Raw genomic sequence first — 17,492 nt, forward strand, 5'->3', positions numbered from 1 at the left:
GACAGTTCCTCTAGTTATTGTGCGAGGCTAAAACCTAACTGCGGCAGATAAGCGGGTATCACTTTGCCACACAGTTGTAATGAGCTGAATTCACGCCGCGGTGGATATGACTTTCGAAGCCAGTCAAAGCCGTTACGCTGCAGGTAATGGCGCAGTATTGCATCATCACGCCGCACATCATATAACAGTCTTGCCAAATTTTGGACATCTGGAAGCCCAAAATCTGCACTAATTTGCAATTTTTCCATTGCTGGCACTGCAAGCAACTGGCTTAACTGTTGTTTTACCGGTTGGCCAAACAATTCACAGCAGCGCTGGTATAACATTTCGGTACCACGGGCTTTGCCTTCAACGCTATGGCCGGCAATATGTGCTGTGGCAATATCAATATAAGGTAGTAATGCCGTAAGAATATCCGGCTCTTGCTCCCACACATCCAGCACCACCGCTCTCCTGTGACTGGTACGGCTCAGATCGCCAAGTAAGGCCTGATTATCCACCACTGCGCCACGTGAGGCGTTAATAATTGCACAATCGGGTTTGAGCTGCGCTAATGTTGTGTCATTCAGTAAATGTCGGGTTGCAAAAGGGCCGTTGCTAATAAGCGGAGTATGAAAGCTAATAATATCGGCTTGCCGGCATACATCTGCAAAATCAGTATGGGCAAAATCAGCCTCCTGCTGTGCCCGCAGCGGATCGCATTGTAATACGGTAATATTAAGTGCCCGTAAGGCATTTACCAGCCGCTGGCCAATATTGCCCACGCCAACTACACCGACGATTTTTTCAGTTAACTGCCACTGATATTTATCGGCCAGACACCACAGGCTGCTAAGCACATATTCGACCACAGATTGCGCATTACAACCCGGCGCACTGGAAAAACTGATATTACGCTGTGCCAGGTAAGGCTGATCAATATGATCCATACCAATGGTGGCAGTACCAACAAAGCGCAGTTGCGGGCACTGGCTTAACAAAGCAGCATTTACCGGTGTTACTGAGCGCACCAGCAGAATATCAGCCCCGGCCAGTTGCTCAGCCGTTACAGTACGGCCATTAAATAAGCTGACATTACCAAACTGAGCAAAAAATGGCTGCACCAGCGGCATGTTCTCATCAGCAAAAATGCGCATAAGGTTTCCCTGCAAATATTTTGCGCCAGAGTGTAGCAAATAGCATAAAGCCAGCCTATCGAAACAGGCTGGCTTTACAGGATAAAACAATAAATTGCTTGGTTATGGCAGAGCCACTTCAAAGGTAAAGGTCACCGATTCACGTACTTTATCTGCCAGAGCGGTAGCAGTATCAGCAGAGTACGATGCTTCAATTAAATAGCGCCCGGCGTGTTGTGGCGTAAAACTAAACTGGCCTTTGCTGTCGGTTTCAAATTCAACCCGGCCAGCATCGTTACGATACAACTCACCTTCATAAGAAAGGATGCCTTTTACTCCCGCCTGCGGTTTACCATCCAGATGAAATACAAATTGCAGTGTTTCTTCTGCTACCGCATCGGCCGGGTGTGTATTGCTACTGATTTCCAGCCCGGCGTTTTGTAGTTTCAGCACCGTTTGTGTCGGGCTGTTTACTGTAACATAAGCAAAATTGCGGCTGCGCATTTGCACTGTTTCTACTTTTGAGGCTCCGGCGGGTAGCTGTGCCGCACGCTCCTGTTTATTTGCCATTAGCCGTTTGCGCTCACCGTTTAGCTCATAGCTGGTGAAATAACGCAGCGGGTTAGCCATTTCCAGCCGGTAAGTCCCATCGCCGGATAGCTGTACATCGGCCATAGATTTACGCTTACCCTGATATACAGTCGTCACATCCTGTGCTTTGCCATCAGGGGTATACAGTTTAAGGCTGGTTAAACCAATGCCTTTATCCGGTACGAATGTCATGTTGGCAGCTGAGGCATCCACGGCTATCCAGCTGTCTTGCTTAGATAACACGTAGTGGCTGGGTATCAGCCATAATGTATGAGCACTGACACTGGCACTGATACACAATGCCGACATTACTAATGCTGCTTTTTTTAACATTTCAATATTCCTTAATAGTCTGTCAATTCAGGTATTACTCAGCGCAATATTGCGCTGATGTCGCCAAGCTCACCATCGGCGGCTATTTCGATTACTGCATTTGTCGCTGGCAGGGTAAAATCATGCTTAGCCAGGCTACGGCCTCCCTGCTCACGTGCTGCTTCAACAAAAAGCGTATACTTGCCAGCCGGCAGTGCACTGCCGTCATCGTTGCTTCCGTCCCAGTGCAGGGTGTAGCTACCTGGCTTTTGCGTGGCACCGCTTACGGCATCCACCAGGGCGGTGTTGCTGCGGCCGATTTTGCGCCAAAAGCGGCGTAAATCTTTTAACCAGTCTGGTTTTTCTACCCACAGCGCAATCAGTTTTACCGGTTGCTGCTGTGCATCTTCAATCCACACGGCAACATAAGGCCGGTGGTACTGGCTGGTTTCTATTGCCGGTAATTCCAGCTTAATATCGCTTTGTGCAGCCTGTGCCGTTGTGTGGCCAAATAAGGCCGCTGCACATACACATAAACAAGCACCGGTTAACTTCATAATGTTCCCTCTGCAATACGCCAACAGCGGCGTTAATGTAACGACAAGATATATGCAAACAAACTGATAAAAATACCCAGCATGGCCAGGCTGTTACCGACACTGCGCCGCGTGGCTTGCTTAAGCATCAGATAAAACCCGGTCAGAGCAAAAATAATGCAGGCAACTGCAGTAAGATCAATTAACAACAGCCAGCTAAGCCCGGCATTGCGGCCTTTGTGTAAATCGTTTAGCAGTGCCAGATAGCCATTAAACTCCAGCTCCAGCTCGGCAGTGTTGGCGGCAAAATCAACCACTACTGAGGCATACCCGGCCGGGCGTTTAAAATCCAGTTCCAGCAAGCTATCGTCAGTATCAAACTGATAACTGAATACCGATGCTTTAACCTGATGCTCGCGGCTCAGCCAATCACGAAACTGCAAAGCAATGGCAGCTTGCTCGCTGTCTGACTGAGGTAAATCGGAATATTGCAAGGCCTCAGGTAATGTCAGCACTTGCTGACGGCTGCTTTTACCAGCCGTGCTGTACAACAGATCAGGGTGGTTCAGGGTTATGCCGGTAATAGCAAAAAACAGCAGCAGTACCAACACCAGCATTGAGCTGTAGCTGTGCAGCAACCGCATAAATTTTGCCAGCACAGGGCCACGACCTCGTTCTATCATTACAACACTACCGGTAAAAAAGTTATCGGCATAATACTGATAACAATTCGCATTTGCAACAAAAAAACAAGGTATAAAAAAGGCGCATTTAAGCGCCTTAATATCAGTAAACTATACAAAACAAAGCTTTAGTAGCGGGCAAGAAACTCGGCGCGGGTACGGCCATCATCTTTAAAGATACCGCCAAGCGCTGTAGTTTGGGTTTTGGAGTTAACATCCATTACGCCACGCGATTTTACGCAGTAATGCACCGCTTCCATTGTTACCGCCACATTTTGGGTTTGCAGCAAGGTTTGCATTGCCACCAGAACCTGTTGCGTTAAACGTTCCTGCACCTGCGGGCGCTGAGCAAAAAAGCGTACTATACGGTTAATTTTTGATAAACCGATAATGCGTTTTTCCGGAATATAGGCCACCGTTGCATAACCATCAATCGTAACAAAATGATGCTCGCAGGTGCTGGTAAAGCTGATATCCTTCACCTTCACCATTTCCTTTACCTGCATTTTGTTTTCAATCAATGCCATTTTCGGGAAGTTAGCATAATTAAGGCCGCCAAAAATCTCATCAACATACATTTTGGCAATCCGGTGCGGTGTTTCGCTTAAGCTGTCATCCCGTAAATCCAGGCCCAGCGTGCTGACAACTTCCGCCATCAGGCTGTTTATCTTGTCGTACTTCTGATCGCGCGACAAACCATTGTCCAGCATCGGAGTTTCTAACCCCAGTGCTTCTAATGCGCTTCGTACCAATACTGCTTCTTCTGATAACATAACTATATCCAAACCGGCTGTTAGACCAACAATACGTGCCGCCAAGGCCGATAGTTTAAGAGTAAAGTCATTTTTTTGCCATTTTTATGATCAGCAAAGCCCTGCAGCCGGGAAAACCGCAAGGCTTTAAACAGCAGAAAGGCTTATTGCACCAGCGACAGGGCTTCCAGTAACTCGCGCGGTTCAACCTCAGGGCCGTTTAAACTTTCGTCCCAGTTAGTGCCAATTAACACGCCATCATCGTACATTTCTTTTAACCAGCCATCACAAAATACATCCAGCGGAATGGCTTCTGCTTTATACACTGCCCACTCTTCTGAGCAATGCGCTGTAGCAGATGCTTCATCTGACCAGAATGGCATTACGTCAGTGTCTTCAAATTCTACCGATTCAACTACCAGCAGATCTTCACCGTCTGCTAATACATAAACCACACCATGGGTTTTAGCTTCTTCAACGAAACGCTGAAAACTGGGATCTTGCGCAAATTGACTCATATTCATTTCCACCCGGGGTAAAGTACCATTTGCTATTAGACCAGAAAGCACGGCGTAAAAGCGAGTTTTATCTTATCTGCCCTCGCCGCGCCTTTCCCTGCCCGGTGAAAATAACGTACAATTGCCGACACTATTACCCGCAATGATAAGCAGATAAAACATGGCTCAATATATCTACTCAATGCATCGTGTGTCGAAGGTGGTGCCACCTAAGCGCACTATTTTAAAAGACATTTCATTATCTTTCTTCCCCGGCGCCAAAATTGGTGTGCTGGGCTTAAACGGCTCCGGTAAATCGACCCTGCTGCGCATTATGGCAGGTGTCGATAAAGAGTTTGAAGGCGAAGCCCGGCCACTGGCAGGCACTAAAATAGGCTATCTGCCGCAAGAGCCTCAATTGGATCCAAGCAAAACAGTACGTGAAATCGTTGAAGAGGCCGTCAGTGACGTTAAAAATGCCCTGACCCGCTTAGATGAAGTTTACGCTGCCTATGCTGATGAAAATGCTGACTTTGATGCCTTAGCCCGCGAGCAAGGCGAACTGGAAGCCCTGATCCAGGCTAAAGAAGGCCATAACCTGGATAATACGCTGGAGCGCGCCGCCGATGCACTGCGCCTGCCACCGTGGGATGCCAAGATTGAGCATTTATCCGGTGGTGAACGCCGCCGCGTGGCTATTTGCCGCTTATTGCTAGAACGGCCAGACATGCTGTTGCTGGACGAACCAACCAACCACCTGGACGCCGAATCTGTTGCCTGGCTGGAGCGCTTCCTGCACGATTACCCCGGCACTGTCGTAGCCATTACCCACGACCGTTATTTCCTTGATAACGTTGCTGGCTGGATTTTAGAGCTGGACCGTGGCTATGGCATTCCTTGGGAAGGTAATTACTCTTCCTGGCTGGAGCAAAAAGATGCCCGTTTACAACAGGAAGAAAAAACCGAAAATGCCCGCCAGCGCTCAATTAAGCAGGAGCTTGAATGGGTGCGTACTAACCCGAAAGGCCGGCATGCCAAGAGTAAAGCGCGGATGGCACGCTTTGAAGAACTGCAAAGCCAGGAGTTTCAAAAGCGCAACGAAACCAACGAGCTGTTTATTCCACCAGGGCCGCGCCTGGGCGATAAAGTGCTGGAAGTTAACCACCTGCGTAAGTCTTTTGGCGATCGCTTATTGATCGATGATTTAAGCTTCAGTATTCCCAAAGGCGCTATCGTTGGTATTATCGGCCCGAACGGTGCCGGTAAATCGACATTATTTAAAATGATCAGCGGCGCAGAGCAAGCTGACTCCGGTGATATCAGTGTCGGCGACACCGTGCAATTAGCCAGTGTTGATCAGTTCCGCGACAATATGAACCCGAAAAACACCGTATGGCAGGAAATTTCTAACGGTCAGGATATGCTGCAAATAGGCAACTTTCAGATCCCCAGCCGGGCTTACGTGGGCCGCTTTAACTTTAAAGGTAACGATCAGCAAAAATTTATCGGTGAGCTATCGGGCGGCGAGCGTAACCGTGTACATTTAGCTGCACTGCTAAAAGCCGGCGGCAATATGTTGCTACTGGATGAGCCGACCAACGATTTGGACGTAGAAACACTGCGCGCCCTTGAAAACGCCCTGCTCGACTTCCCGGGCTGCGCTATGGTGATTTCGCATGACCGTTGGTTCCTTGACCGTATCGCTACGCATATTCTGGATTACCGTGATGAAGGCAAAGTGAATTTCTTTGAAGGTAACTACTCAGACTATGAAACCTGGTTAAAGGCCACTTATGGTGCGGATGCTTTAGAGCCACACCGTATTAAGTACAAAAAAATCTGATGCGTTATAACGCCCGCTACACTGCGGGCGTTTTTTTATTGCTGCGGATGATAACTGGATAACATAATCTGTTGATAAAGCTCTGTCGTGGCCACTTTCTGATGAGCTTGCTTTAATCTTGCCACCAGCTCTGGTGATGTCTGTATATTGGCAGCAAGCCAGGTTTGTTGTGCTAACTCCGGCACTGCATATACAAAACGGATGTATTTCTCCGGCAATTTCAGGTTAGCAGCCATATCAGCCAAAGCTACCGGATCGTCAATAACTAAATCGACCTTGCCATGGAGTAATAATTGCCAGGATTCAGTAATATCGGCAGACAACACCAATTGCTGCCCAGGCGTAAAACCGTTATTTATTAAAAAATTAGCAGATAAATCATCCCGCTGAACTGCAATAGTAAATGCTTTAGCATCCTGCAGTTTTTCAATTTTAATATCGTTGCGATGACTTAATGCAACAAAACCCAACTGATAAGCGGCAACAGTGCCTATCCAGTGAAACTCGTTTTCACGTTCAGCCGTGCGGGCCATATTGTAAATAAGGACATTCGGCTGGCTACGGGCGATACGGAATGAGCGGGCCCACGGGTATATTTCAATTTTGGCATCCAGCTTAGCTTCTGCCAGTACAGCTTTTACCAATGCCGTGCTAAGCCCGGCTACTTCGCCCTGCTGTAATGTCTGATGTGGCGGAGAGAGCTCCGTTACCACCCGCAAAGGCGCAACAGCCGTTACAGTAAAACTCACACAATACAGTAAACCCAATAGTAATTTTAATTTAGTCACTTTGCCTGCCCGGCTTTTTTTACTCTGTAACATAGACTATTGCAGTTCTGCTTTCATAGCCAGTGTACAAATAAAAATAAGCTAATTTTTAGTCAAATTGGCTAACCCGAGTTGGCAATATCAAACAGAGTAAAAAAATAGAAATAGCGGGAATGGAATAAAATTGTTTTAAATCATGTGGATAAATATTTCTTTCATTCTGGCACGCAGCTTGTAATAGGTAGGTGTGTAAATAACACTAACCCAAAACCAAAGGACAAAAAATATGAAAACCCTAACTGCACTTACTCTGGCAACTGTTATCGCAATCGGCTTTACAGCACCTGCACAGGCAAACACCATTACTGACAATTTAACTGAGGTGGTAAGCAATCAACTGGCAGAGTTGGGTAACAATATCAAGCAACAAGCCAAAACTGCATTGGAAAAAACGGCAACGGAATTGTTTTTCTCAAACGGTTCTGAGCAGGCTGTACAACACGTAACAAAAACTGCCGGACAAACATCTGACAGCAAAAAATAAGGGCTGCAGTTATGCCGGCACCAGACAATCCGCTTACGACAGCAATACTGCGTAAGCGGCATGCTTTTACTGCTCTGACCACACAGCCAGTTCATTGCCGTTCGGATCAGCAAAATGAAACCGGCGCCCACCGGGAAAGGTAAAAACAGGTTTAACAATAGTGCCGCCAGCAGCAAGGATCTTAGCTTCTGTTTGCTGCAAATCTTTACTGTATAACACTATCAGGGCCGCACCTGCTGCAACGCTGGATTGTTTTGCCGCCCGGTAAAAGCCTCCATCCAGACCTGAGTTGGCAAAAGCCACATAATCAGGGCCGTAGTCTGCAAATACCCAGCCAAAGACCTGCCCGTAAAACTGCTTTGCTGCCGCTAAATTACTTGCCGGAAGCTCTACATAATTGATTTTTTCATGCCCACTCATTACTTAAGCTCCCAGTTCTACCCATTTATCTACTAATGTAATGCAAGCCACCAGCGCTAACAAGATAGCAGAAACAGAAAAGCCACGCGGGTTGGAGGGCGCGTGGCTTTTCTGTAGCAGAACACTCTGATTTATTTACTTCTTACCATAGAACCGGTGTTTAGAGCCCGGCCCATCTGAGCCAACAAGTGGTTAATACGGCGTATCAGCAAAGCACGGCCAATAGCATTGCTGCGCTTGCCAGTAACATTATGTTTATCTGCTGCAGTATTTAATGTTGTCATGCTTCACCTCTGTGTTTCACCATTGCCTGTATGCTGTGCATTATGCCGACTTTTTGCACAACTCACGAACGAGATAAATTGCAATCAATACATTAAAAAATCTAATGCAAACTAAAGATGGAATTCATAGGGCATTCAACAATATGAATGCTAAACATAACAGCACAAACCAACGTAAAATAATTTTTATGCATTTAAAATAGTAAATTATGCGAAAAACCTGCATCTTCTATCCAAAACACACAGAAGCCGCAAGGCGTTTACCTGAATATACCCGACATAATTTTGGTTAGTTATTCTAATCAAAAAATCTTGCTAAAAAGTTGTCAGATGCAAAAATGCAGCTTTTTAGTGTTTCTGGTAGGCTACGGCTTGGTTATATGCTAAATTAGTTGCGAAAGGTTCTCATTTACATTTGGAGTTTAGTATGAAAAAAATCTTCTCTGCAACATTGGTTACAGCGGCTTTATTAAGTTCTGCGCTGGTTCAGGCCGATGAGCGGCCGGATCATTATAAAGGTAAACCTTCAGAAACACTGGAGCAGGCAGTAGCCAACTTCAGTGAGTATAATCAAAAGCTAAAAGCTGTGTTGGCAGGCGAGCTAACACCACTGGCAATGGTAGAAATTCACGAACTAACCTACACCATTGAGGTGGCGCTGGAAAAAATTCATACTGAAACCGGCAAATTAAAAGACGTGCTGGAAGAGGTGCATGTTGCTTCTGAGCATATGGATACAGCAACAGCAAAAGATCGCGGTGATGCTTATATTAAAGCAGCACAAACACTGGTGAAGTAATTAAATAGCAAGCCCGGCGAACCCGGGCTTTATGCTTTAAAAAGTTTGCTTATTTTTTGGTAAGAATTTCTTCAGCATTGGCAGCTGCCCATTCATTCCAGGCATCTACTTTAGCATTAAAGTTTTCTACTGCTTGCGCTGTGGCATCAGCAATTAAACCATCAATTTGCTTAGCATATTTTTTATCAACTTTAGTTACCGGAACTACGTCAATACCGCGCTCCTGCAAGCCTTTCTTCATGGTATGAGTACGCAGCAGCTGCAGCTGGCCGTTCTCAACGTAAAAGTACTGGCTGTCTTTATTGATCGTTTTAAACTTAGGTTTGGTAGGGCGCTTGTCTGCTTTAGCCGGGCCATCCTGAGCATCGGTGCTGATTACATCATTATTTAATTTGTAGCCCAGCTGTTCCATTGTAAAACCCTGAGCTTTAGCAAACTGCTCTAACTGGGTAATCAATTCAACTTCTACCTGACGTTCTGCTAACACTGCGTTCAGAGTTTCAATAACGTCTGTCAGTTTAACCAATGTTAGTTCTTTTGCTGCTTTCTTTAGTTCACGTTTATCTAATAAAATTGACATTGCCATCTCCTTTAATAATTCATCGCCAGAGGATAATCAATTTATCAAATAAAATAAAGATATAAAAAACACTTAAACATCAAAAACAATATCATTCATTCAGCTTCAGTTAAGATTAAAGCAATACTGCCTGATTTTTGTTCCATTAACAGGGTTTGACGTTTTGATTATACATTTAATTTAAACATATTTCCTGTATTAGTACTATGAGGATTAAAGCTGCACGCTGTGAGGCCAGTGCAAAGAAGGTGCGGGTAAAAGGTAAATACAGCAGCACTTAACTGATAACAGTGCTGCGGTACTTGTTATAGCAAAAGCGGATAAGCCGCATCAGCTAACTACGTGTAATCTCAGCTGCGGCCATATTTGTCTTCAAACCGCACAATATCATCTTCGCCCAGATAACTGCCGGATTGCACTTCAATCAGCTCTAACGGAATTTTACCGGGATTTTCCAGCGAGTGGATCACACCTACCGGGATATAGGTAGATTCATTTTCAGTAACCAGAAACTCATTGTCGCCATTACGTACTAACGCCGATCCGCTGACAACAACCCAATGTTCTGCGCGGTGATGATGCATTTGTACTGACAGTTTAGCGCCGGGTTTTACTGTAATATGTTTCACCTGATACCGGCTGCCATTATCGACAGAATCATATTTACCCCATGGACGGAACACTTCACGGTGCAAATCAACTTCAGTGCGGCCATAACTTTGCAATTTAGCCACCACGTTTTTCACACCCTGAATATGCGTTTTGCTGGCAACCAGCACAGCATCTTTAGTTTCAACAACCACAACATCATCCAGGCCAATAACGGCTACCAGACGTTCTTCAGCATTAACGTAGCTGTTTTTACATTGTTCCAGCAAAACATCGCCACGACAGGCATTCCCCTGCTCATCTTTAGCCATCACCTCCCACAGTGCATCCCAGCTGCCAACGTCACTCCAGCCGGCATCCAGTGCGACCATAGCGGTATTGGCTGATTTTTCCATCACGGCATAGTCAATCGAATCAGACGGGCAGGCAGAAAATGCCGCTTTGTCCAGCCGGATAAAATCCAGATCTCTGGCAGCATTGGCCAGTGCTTGCTCAGCAGCACTGATAATAGCCGGAGCAAATTGCTTTATTGCAGCAAGCAAACTGCTGGCTTTAAACAAAAACATACCACTGTTCCAGAAGTACTCGCCTGAGTCGACAAATTGCTGTGCTGTCGCCAAGTCAGGCTTTTCACAGAATTTGGCCACGGCAGCCACTTCGGCCAGTAAGCTACTATCAGCAGTATCGGCACGGCGGATATAACCATAACCGGTATGCGCACAGGTGGGCACTATGCCAAAGGTTACCAGCTTGCCTAGCTTTGCAGCCGGTGCAGCCAGCTCTACCGCATGGTGAAACGCAGGAATATCTTTAATAGCGTGGTCAGCAGCCAGCACCAGCAGAAGCGGGTCATCGCCATCTGCCATAGCCTGCATAGCAGCAACCGCTATTGCCGGCGCCGTATTGCGCCCCACGGGCTCCAGCATAATTGTTGGCTGGCCGGCGCTCAGTTCACGCAGTTGCTCTGCTACCATAAAGCGATGATCTTCATTACAAATCACCATTGGCGGCTGTAAACCAGCCAGGCCTTTTAACCGCAAAATGGTATTTTGCAGCATACTTTTATCATTGAGCAGTGGCAGAAATTGTTTTGGCTTTTTTGCCCGGGATAAGGGCCACAACCTTGTGCCTGAACCACCTGACAGTATTACGGGGATCATTTTTGCTTCCTTTTATTGAACTTAGCGTGATAAAACAACCTTTGCCACAGTATAGCGATATTGCTTTGCTTTCGTCAGCCACTGGTATTAACTTAATCTGCGTGATAAGTTTTTATACAATACTGTTTAATTTCAGCTGGTCGGTGCTCTAAAAGCAGGTAAGATCGGCTATCTTGTCGCGATTTTTCTGATCAGGGTGAGTTATGCCAGATTTTAAACAACTGTTTGTCAACAATAGGAATTGGGCAGATCGGATTGAAAAAGAACAACCGGGATTTTTTCGACAGCTATCTGAGCAACAGGCACCGGAATATCTGTGGATTGGTTGCTCTGACAGCCGGGTACCAGCCAACGAAATTGTAGGCTTGTTGCCAGGCGAACTATTTGTACACCGTAATGTCGCAAATTTGGTGCTGCATTCCGATATGAATTGTTTATCAGTTCTGCAGTATGCTATTGATATCCTTAAAGTAAAACATATTTTAGTAGTGGGGCATTATGGCTGTGGTGGCGTTAAAGCTGCGATGACCAAGCAACGGGTTGGCTTTGTCGACAACTGGCTGCGTAACGTTAAAGATGTTTACTCTATGCACCGTGACGAGTTGGACCAGGTTGCCGACGACAGTGAGCGGTTAAACCGGCTGATTGAGCTAAACGTGATGGAACAGGTACGCAACCTGTGCCACACCAGCTTTGTGCAGGAAGCCTGGGAGCGTGGCCAGCCATTAACTATTCACGGTTGGGTTTACAGCTTGCGTAACGGCCGGGTAAAAGATTTACGTGTAAGCCATTCCTGCGCGGACAAAATTGACGATATTTATACGCTGGATCTGGCTGACTGCCATATCAGCGAAAAATAGCTATTTAAAAATAATTTGTTGCTGCGCCACTGGCTTATAGGTGGCGCGGTGGCCCTCTACCCAGTTGCCATTTTGCAAATAGTTTGATTTCACATCCAAAGTGCCGTCAGGCATTATCCGGCTGAATGATTTTACTTCCGTAATGCCATTCTGGTTATTTTGCACTTTTTCCTGCGCAATAATTTCTCCTACCTGTGCATCAAAGGTCATGGTGCCATGAGTATAAAAACCAGCAGTGGTAAAGTAGTAATACGCCAGGCTTTGCTGATTTTCATCCCAGAAAATAAAAGACTCACCGCCATATTGGCCATCATTAATGGAATGCACCGTTTTTATTGCCTGGCCATTTAACGCCCGGCTCCACAATGAGCGATCAATTACCTTGGTATCGGCTCCTGGCTGGCTTAAATCGCCTTGCCAGTACTTAAGGTATGGCCTTAATGGTTCAAGCTTTGGATGAAGCGTGGCTTCTTCAGCCGCACACAATGCACAAACACACAGCAACAGCATACTTAAAAAGATACGGCTCATATTGTATTACTCAGAAATAACTGTCAGCCAAGTATCAGAGAAAAACCAACCAATGTAAAACCCGCCGTTTACAGGATCACGGTTTTGTTGCCATGCACAAATACTCTGTCTTCCACCACCAGCTGTAATGCTTTACTCAGTGCTGCTTTTTCTACATCACGCCCGGCCCTGGCCATATCAGCAGCACTGAAGTTATGGTCCACCGGCGCCACCATTTGTTGAATAATAGGGCCTTCATCCAGATGATCATTTACAAAGTGTGCTGTAGCACCAATAATTTTCACCCCGCGCTCAAATGCCTGCTGGTAAGGGTTAGCACCAATAAACGCCGGTAAAAAGCTGTGGTGAATATTAATAATTTTTTCCGGAAACTGTGCAACAAATGCCGGCGTTAAAATACGCATAAATTTAGCCAGCACCAGATATTCCGGCTGGTAGGGTTTTATAACTTCCAGTAAGGCGGCTTCATGTTCGGTGCGGCTTAAGCCTTTATGGCAAACATGATGATAAGGTAAGCCAAAGCGTGCTGCTAATTGCTCCAGCCTTGGATAATTTCCTACTACGGCAGCAATATCCAACGCCAGCGAGCCATCAAATACCTTAATTAAAATATCTCCCAGGCAGTGCGCTTCTTTTGTTACCAGCACAACCACCCGTTTCGCCCGCTGGCTAACAAGGCTGCGTTCAGATCCAGGGGGTAAGGCTCTGTCTAAATCAAACAATAAGGTTGCGTCGTTAAATACGCCTTCGAGTTCCGTGCGCATATAAAACCGGCCGCTTACCGGATCAACATACTCGGTATTGCGGATAATATTCAGCTGGTGCTTGTAACAAATATTGGTGATTTGCGCGATAAGGCCTTTAGAGTCGGGGCATTCCGTTAATAAAATTTTGCGTTCCATATCTCATATCTGTTGTCTTTTAATCCTGCTGTTGTTTTACCGCATCTTGGCACGTAGCGTCAAAGACATTTAGACGTCTTCTGCTTAACTTGTTGTTTCGACAAAAAACCGCATAATACCCGCAGTCGGGTTTTAATCAGTATAGCTTTGGAGTCTATGGCGTCTTATCAGTTTAATGTGGTGGGTTATGTTCAATCACCCTACAAGCAAAAATTTGCTATTCCACGCCAGCCCGGCCTGATCCCGGAAGCCACCGGCTATCTGGTGCTGGAAAGCGATTACAGCGACGAGGCCATTTTGCGCGGTATAGACAGCTTTAGCCACTTATGGCTGCTGTTTGTATTTCACGAAACTGCAGATAAAGGCTGGTCGCCAATGGTACGCCCGCCACGCTTGGGTGGTAATACCCGCAAAGGCGTATTTGCTACCCGTGCGACTTTCAGGCCCAACCCGATAGGGTTATCAGTAGTAAAGCTGGAAGGCATTGAGCGCAAAAACGGCAAACTGATGCTGAAACTAAGTGGCATAGACCTGCTTGATGGCACCCCGGTGGTGGATATTAAACCCTATTTGCCATACTCAGACGCATTACCTGAAGCCGCAGGAGGTTTCGCCGATGCAGCACCGCAAACAGCTATGACCGTCAGTTTTAGTGAAGCCGCCAGCGCATTTTGCCAAAAGCAAAGCCAATACCCTGATTTACAAGTATTTATCGACAAAGTGTTAAAGCAAGATCCAAGGCCGTCTTATAAAAAGCAGCGCGACGGTGAACAACATTATGGTATGACACTGTATAACTACAATATTAAATGGACCGTGAACGGAGAACATAACCATGTTACTGAAATCAATCAGCTACCTGAGTAGTGTGGCAGCTGCAGCAACCTGTGTTGCCGTATCCGCAACCACCCTGCCCGACTTACCCGAGCCGGTAAGCAATAACGCCGTTGCCAGCACCACTGTGCGGGGTAAAACCTATATTGCCAGCTTTATGGGCCTGGGGCCGGGCAAACAACACAACGATATGCATAACAAAGTTTGGATGCATACTGTCGGTGAGTTCGGCTGGCAAAATTTGCCTGCAGTGCCAAGCACACAAAAGTTAAGTGGCCGGGTTGCTGCCAGTGCAGTGGCACTTAATAACAACTTTTTTGTTTTTGGTGGTTTTACTGCAAATGCAGATGGCAGTGAACAAACTGCCAATGACAGCTACCGGCTGGATCCGGTTACCCGCCGTTACACGAAATTAAATGACATGCCGGTACCGGTAGACGATGCCGTGGCGTTAACCTATCAAAACCGCTATATCTATCTGGTTAGCGGCTGGAGTGACCATGGCAATGTAAATCTGGTACAGGTTTTTGATAACTTTACCCAGCGCTGGTCACAGGCTACTCCGTTTCCCGGCAAACCGGTATTTGGTTTAGCCGGCGCGATGGCCGGTAATCAAATGCTGATCTGCGACGGGGTAACACTTGAGTATTTTGCTGATAAAAAACGCGAGTACAAAAGTGAACCGGCCTGCTATTTAGGCACTGTGGGTAGCAATGCTAATCAGATTGACTGGCGCCTTATTGATCATCCTACCGGTACGGCAAAGTATCGCATGGCTGGTATTAATAGCAGGGTAGACGGTAAAGATATGCTGGTATTTATTGGTGGCAGCACTAACCCCTATAACTACAATGGCATTGGCTATAATGGCGCAGCCTCAGAACCTGATAGTAAAGTGTGGCTATTTTCACCCGCAGAAAAACGCTGGTTTAAAGCAGCGGATACCACAGCAGTAATGGATTTAAGAAGCCTGGTAGAGATAGATGGTGAGATTTATTCAGTAGGCGGTATGACAAGCGGCCAGCAGGTCAGTAGCAAACTGATTAAACACCCGATAAAACTCCAATAGAATTGCCCCTGCCGCCTTGCTAGAATGGCGGCAATTTTTTAGCACCAATACGGAATTACGATGCGCAGCAGTCAGTACTTACTATCCACCATCAAAGAAACACCAGCCGATGCCGAAGTGATCAGCCACAAGTTAATGTTGCGCGCCGGCATGATCCGCCGTGTAGCCTCAGGCATGTACACCTACTTACCCACTGGCGTACGGGTGCTGCGTAAGGTAGAGCAGATTGTCCGCGAAGAAATGAATAAGGCCGGTGCCATTGAAGTATTAATGCCAATGGTACAACCGGCAGAGTTATGGCAGGAATCTGGCCGCTGGGACAAAATGGACGCTGAGCTACTGCGTTTTAAAGACCGCCACACCCGTGATTTTGTGCTGGGGCCAACACATGAAGAAGTAATTACCGATCTGGTTCGCCGCGAGATTACCAGCTACAAGCAGTTACCTTTGAACCTGTATCAAATTCAGACCAAATTCCGTGACGAGCGCCGCCCACGTTTTGGTGTTATGCGCGCGCGTGAGTTTTTAATGAAAGATGCTTACTCCTTTCACTTAAGCCAGGACAGCCTGCAGCAAACCTACGATGTCATGTATCAGGCATATTGTAATATTTTCACCCGTTTAGGGTTAGACTTCCGCCCGGTACTGGCCGACACCGGCGCTATCGGCGGCAGTATGTCGCATGAGTTCCATGTGCTGGCAGCATCCGGAGAAGACGCTATCGCCTTTTCAGATGAAAGCGATTACGCCGCTAATATAGAAATGGCCGAAGCCGTAGCACCACAAGGAGAGCGCGCAGCAGCCACGCAACAATTAGCCGAAGTAGCCACCCCCAATGCAAAAACTGTGGCCGATGTTGCAGCCTTATTACAGCAGGATATGGCACAGGTAAGCAAAACTCTGATTGTTTACGCTGCTAAAACCGATGATAAAGCGCCACAAACACTGCTAGCCCTGGTACTGCGGGGCGATCACGAGCTAAACGAAATTAAAGCTGAGAAACTGCCGCAAGTGCAAAGCCCGCTGGTATTTGCCAGCGAAGAAGAAATCCGTGCAGCCATTAATGCAGGCCCCGGCTCACTGGGGCCGGTTGCTATGCCCATTCCGGTTATTGTTGATCGCAGCGCGGCACATCTTAGCGATTTTATCTGTGGCGCCAATAAAGACGGTTATCATTTAACCGGTGTTAACTGGGGCCGTGATATTAAAGATTATAGCGTGGCAGATTTACGCAATATCGTTGAAGGTGATGCCAGCCCGTGCGGTAAAGGCAACCTGGTAGTTAAACGCGGTATTGAAGTTGGCCATATTTTCCAGTTAGGCGATCGTTATTCACAAGCGTTAAAAGCCGGTGTACTGAACGAAGAAGGCAAACACCAGATCATGACCATGGGCTGTTATGGTGTGGGTGTGTCGCGTATTATCGCTGCCGCTATTGAGCAGAACAACGATGAATACGGCATTATCTGGCCTGATGCAATAGCGCCATTTCAGATTGCCTTAATACCAATGAATATGCACAAATCAGTGCGTATTGAAGAAGCTACAGTGCGTTTATATAACGAGCTGACAGCAGCAGGCTTTGAAGTGCTGTTCGACGACCGTAAAGAGCGCCCCGGTGTAATGTTTGCCGATATGGAGCTAATGGGGATTCCACACAGTATTGTCATTGGTGAACGCAACCTCGACAATCAGCAGGTGGAATACAAAAACCGCCGTAGCGGTGAGAAAGAAATGCTCGACATTCCGGCGGTGGTTGCTGCCATGCAACAGAAACTGGCAAAATAACCTGCTAAATGTCGCT

20 protein-coding genes are annotated in these 17,492 nt (G+C 46.6%); 7 read left to right on the forward strand and 13 right to left on the reverse strand.

All coding sequences use genetic code 11. The annotated features are described in order from the left end of the window. Positions 1-14: 14 nt before the first annotated feature. The 6 genes from M2404_RS10025 to M2404_RS10050 all read right to left on the reverse strand — a co-directional run bounded on the left by M2404_RS10025 (position 15) and on the right by M2404_RS10050 (position 4,507). On the reverse strand, positions 15-1,136 hold the full coding sequence (locus M2404_RS10025) for a 4-phosphoerythronate dehydrogenase (RefSeq protein WP_259239592.1): 1,122 nt from the start codon (positions 1,134-1,136) through the stop codon (positions 15-17). Positions 1,137-1,238: 102 nt separating this feature from the next. Beyond that, a complete protein-coding gene (locus tag M2404_RS10030; protein WP_259239594.1) occupies positions 1,239-2,039 on the reverse strand; it encodes a DUF4198 domain-containing protein in 801 nt (266 codons plus the stop codon). Between the two features lie 38 nt (positions 2,040-2,077). After that, the gene (locus tag M2404_RS10035) at positions 2,078-2,575 is read right to left on the reverse strand and encodes a DUF2271 domain-containing protein (protein ID WP_259239595.1); all 498 of its coding nucleotides are present in this window, start codon (positions 2,573-2,575) and stop codon (positions 2,078-2,080) included. Between the two features lie 32 nt (positions 2,576-2,607). Next, positions 2,608-3,237 carry a PepSY-associated TM helix domain-containing protein gene (locus M2404_RS10040; protein WP_259239596.1) on the reverse strand — a complete coding sequence of 210 codons (630 nt, stop codon included), beginning with the start codon at positions 3,235-3,237 and terminating at the stop codon, positions 2,608-2,610. 128 nt (positions 3,238-3,365) lie between these two features. Further along, complete coding sequence (gene folE, locus M2404_RS10045) at positions 3,366-4,010, reverse strand: GTP cyclohydrolase I FolE (protein WP_092794893.1); 645 nt, start codon at positions 4,008-4,010, stop codon at positions 3,366-3,368. A 143-nt stretch (positions 4,011-4,153) separates the two neighbouring features. Further along, on the reverse strand, positions 4,154-4,507 hold the full coding sequence (locus M2404_RS10050) for a DUF2750 domain-containing protein (RefSeq protein ID WP_259239598.1): 354 nt from the start codon (positions 4,505-4,507) through the stop codon (positions 4,154-4,156). 160 nt (positions 4,508-4,667) lie between these two features. Between M2404_RS10050 and ettA the strand changes: the two genes are divergently transcribed. After that, on the forward strand, positions 4,668-6,329 hold the full coding sequence (ettA, locus tag M2404_RS10055) for an energy-dependent translational throttle protein EttA (protein ID WP_259239599.1): 1,662 nt from the start codon (positions 4,668-4,670) through the stop codon (positions 6,327-6,329). 35 nt (positions 6,330-6,364) lie between these two features. Here ettA and M2404_RS10060 read toward each other — a convergent pair whose 3' ends face one another. Next, the gene (locus M2404_RS10060; RefSeq protein ID WP_259239600.1) at positions 6,365-7,117 is read right to left on the reverse strand and encodes a substrate-binding periplasmic protein; all 753 of its coding nucleotides are present in this window, start codon (positions 7,115-7,117) and stop codon (positions 6,365-6,367) included. 265 nt (positions 7,118-7,382) lie between these two features. On the opposite strand from M2404_RS10060, the gene M2404_RS10065 reads away from it, so the two are divergent. Next, positions 7,383-7,640 carry a hypothetical protein gene (locus tag M2404_RS10065; protein ID WP_259239601.1) on the forward strand — a complete coding sequence of 86 codons (258 nt, stop codon included), beginning with the start codon at positions 7,383-7,385 and terminating at the stop codon, positions 7,638-7,640. A 66-nt stretch (positions 7,641-7,706) separates the two neighbouring features. On the opposite strand, the gene M2404_RS10070 is transcribed toward M2404_RS10065, so the two are convergent. Further along, positions 7,707-8,060, reverse strand: a complete 354-nt coding sequence (locus M2404_RS10070) for a VOC family protein (protein WP_259239602.1) — start codon at positions 8,058-8,060, stop codon at positions 7,707-7,709. Between the two features lie 131 nt (positions 8,061-8,191). Continuing rightward, positions 8,192-8,344: a hypothetical protein gene (locus tag M2404_RS10075; protein WP_259239603.1), complete on the reverse strand. Its 153-nt coding sequence runs from the start codon at positions 8,342-8,344 to the stop codon at positions 8,192-8,194. Between the two features lie 427 nt (positions 8,345-8,771). Between M2404_RS10075 and M2404_RS10080 the strand changes: the two genes are divergently transcribed. Beyond that, on the forward strand, positions 8,772-9,143 hold the full coding sequence (locus tag M2404_RS10080; protein ID WP_259239604.1) for a DUF6746 family protein: 372 nt from the start codon (positions 8,772-8,774) through the stop codon (positions 9,141-9,143). A gap of 49 nt (positions 9,144-9,192) precedes the next feature. Here the strand turns inward: M2404_RS10080 and M2404_RS10085 are convergent, their stop codons facing one another. Continuing rightward, positions 9,193-9,723: an H-NS family histone-like protein gene (locus M2404_RS10085; protein ID WP_259239605.1), complete on the reverse strand. Its 531-nt coding sequence runs from the start codon at positions 9,721-9,723 to the stop codon at positions 9,193-9,195. Positions 9,724-10,073: 350 nt separating this feature from the next. Beyond that, positions 10,074-11,492, reverse strand: a complete 1,419-nt coding sequence (locus M2404_RS10090; protein ID WP_259239606.1) for a mannose-1-phosphate guanylyltransferase/mannose-6-phosphate isomerase — start codon at positions 11,490-11,492, stop codon at positions 10,074-10,076. Positions 11,493-11,695: 203 nt separating this feature from the next. On the opposite strand from M2404_RS10090, the gene can reads away from it, so the two are divergent. Further along, positions 11,696-12,352: a carbonate dehydratase gene (gene can / locus M2404_RS10095; RefSeq protein WP_259239607.1), complete on the forward strand. Its 657-nt coding sequence runs from the start codon at positions 11,696-11,698 to the stop codon at positions 12,350-12,352. Here can and M2404_RS10100 read toward each other — a convergent pair whose 3' ends face one another. After that, positions 12,353-12,883: a hypothetical protein gene (locus M2404_RS10100; protein ID WP_259239608.1), complete on the reverse strand. Its 531-nt coding sequence runs from the start codon at positions 12,881-12,883 to the stop codon at positions 12,353-12,355. Between the two features lie 68 nt (positions 12,884-12,951). Next, positions 12,952-13,785 carry a formyltetrahydrofolate deformylase gene (purU, locus tag M2404_RS10105; RefSeq protein ID WP_259239609.1) on the reverse strand — a complete coding sequence of 278 codons (834 nt, stop codon included), beginning with the start codon at positions 13,783-13,785 and terminating at the stop codon, positions 12,952-12,954. A 156-nt stretch (positions 13,786-13,941) separates the two neighbouring features. On the opposite strand from purU, the gene tsaA reads away from it, so the two are divergent. From tsaA to M2404_RS10120, 3 genes are read left to right on the forward strand one after another with little or no spacing between them, the layout of a single operon-like run. Beyond that, entirely contained in the window at positions 13,942-14,652 is a 711-nt protein-coding gene (tsaA, locus tag M2404_RS10110; RefSeq protein ID WP_259239610.1) for a tRNA (N6-threonylcarbamoyladenosine(37)-N6)-methyltransferase TrmO, read from the forward strand. Next, on the forward strand, positions 14,621-15,688 hold the full coding sequence (locus M2404_RS10115) for a Kelch repeat-containing protein (protein WP_259239611.1): 1,068 nt from the start codon (positions 14,621-14,623) through the stop codon (positions 15,686-15,688). Before tsaA ends, M2404_RS10115 begins: the two co-directional genes overlap by 32 nt. A gap of 60 nt (positions 15,689-15,748) precedes the next feature. Continuing rightward, positions 15,749-17,476, forward strand: coding sequence for a proline--tRNA ligase (locus M2404_RS10120; protein WP_259239612.1), 1,728 nt, complete (start codon positions 15,749-15,751; stop codon positions 17,474-17,476). Positions 17,477-17,492 lie beyond the last annotated feature (16 nt).

This window comes from Rheinheimera pacifica, assembly GCF_024809855.1.
Lineage (GTDB): Bacteria > Pseudomonadota > Gammaproteobacteria > Enterobacterales > Alteromonadaceae > Alishewanella > Alishewanella pacifica_A.

What these genes read in the sequence shown, in the direction of transcription:
- M2404_RS10065 (WP_259239601.1), top strand. Translation starts at nt 7,383, where the DNA reads ATGAAAACCCTAACTGCACTTACTCTGGCAACTGTTATCGCAATCGGC.
- can (WP_259239607.1), top strand. Translation starts at nt 11,696, where the DNA reads ATGCCAGATTTTAAACAACTGTTTGTCAACAATAGGAATTGGGCAGAT.
- M2404_RS10120 (WP_259239612.1), top strand. Translation starts at nt 15,749, where the DNA reads ATGCGCAGCAGTCAGTACTTACTATCCACCATCAAAGAAACACCAGCC.
- M2404_RS10100 (WP_259239608.1), bottom strand. Translation starts at nt 12,883, where the DNA reads ATGAGCCGTATCTTTTTAAGTATGCTGTTGCTGTGTGTTTGTGCATTG.
- M2404_RS10090 (WP_259239606.1), bottom strand. Translation starts at nt 11,492, where the DNA reads ATGATCCCCGTAATACTGTCAGGTGGTTCAGGCACAAGGTTGTGGCCC.
- M2404_RS10115 (WP_259239611.1), top strand. Translation starts at nt 14,621, where the DNA reads ATGTTACTGAAATCAATCAGCTACCTGAGTAGTGTGGCAGCTGCAGCA.
- M2404_RS10050 (WP_259239598.1), bottom strand. Translation starts at nt 4,507, where the DNA reads ATGAGTCAATTTGCGCAAGATCCCAGTTTTCAGCGTTTCGTTGAAGAA.
- purU (WP_259239609.1), bottom strand. Translation starts at nt 13,785, where the DNA reads ATGGAACGCAAAATTTTATTAACGGAATGCCCCGACTCTAAAGGCCTT.
- M2404_RS10035 (WP_259239595.1), bottom strand. Translation starts at nt 2,575, where the DNA reads ATGAAGTTAACCGGTGCTTGTTTATGTGTATGTGCAGCGGCCTTATTT.
- ettA (WP_259239599.1), top strand. Translation starts at nt 4,668, where the DNA reads ATGGCTCAATATATCTACTCAATGCATCGTGTGTCGAAGGTGGTGCCA.
- M2404_RS10085 (WP_259239605.1), bottom strand. Translation starts at nt 9,723, where the DNA reads ATGTCAATTTTATTAGATAAACGTGAACTAAAGAAAGCAGCAAAAGAA.
- M2404_RS10080 (WP_259239604.1), top strand. Translation starts at nt 8,772, where the DNA reads ATGAAAAAAATCTTCTCTGCAACATTGGTTACAGCGGCTTTATTAAGT.
- M2404_RS10070 (WP_259239602.1), bottom strand. Translation starts at nt 8,060, where the DNA reads ATGAGTGGGCATGAAAAAATCAATTATGTAGAGCTTCCGGCAAGTAAT.
- M2404_RS10030 (WP_259239594.1), bottom strand. Translation starts at nt 2,039, where the DNA reads ATGTTAAAAAAAGCAGCATTAGTAATGTCGGCATTGTGTATCAGTGCC.
- M2404_RS10025 (WP_259239592.1), bottom strand. Translation starts at nt 1,136, where the DNA reads ATGCGCATTTTTGCTGATGAGAACATGCCGCTGGTGCAGCCATTTTTT.
- folE (WP_092794893.1), bottom strand. Translation starts at nt 4,010, where the DNA reads ATGTTATCAGAAGAAGCAGTATTGGTACGAAGCGCATTAGAAGCACTG.
- M2404_RS10075 (WP_259239603.1), bottom strand. Translation starts at nt 8,344, where the DNA reads ATGACAACATTAAATACTGCAGCAGATAAACATAATGTTACTGGCAAG.
- M2404_RS10040 (WP_259239596.1), bottom strand. Translation starts at nt 3,237, where the DNA reads ATGATAGAACGAGGTCGTGGCCCTGTGCTGGCAAAATTTATGCGGTTG.
- tsaA (WP_259239610.1), top strand. Translation starts at nt 13,942, where the DNA reads ATGGCGTCTTATCAGTTTAATGTGGTGGGTTATGTTCAATCACCCTAC.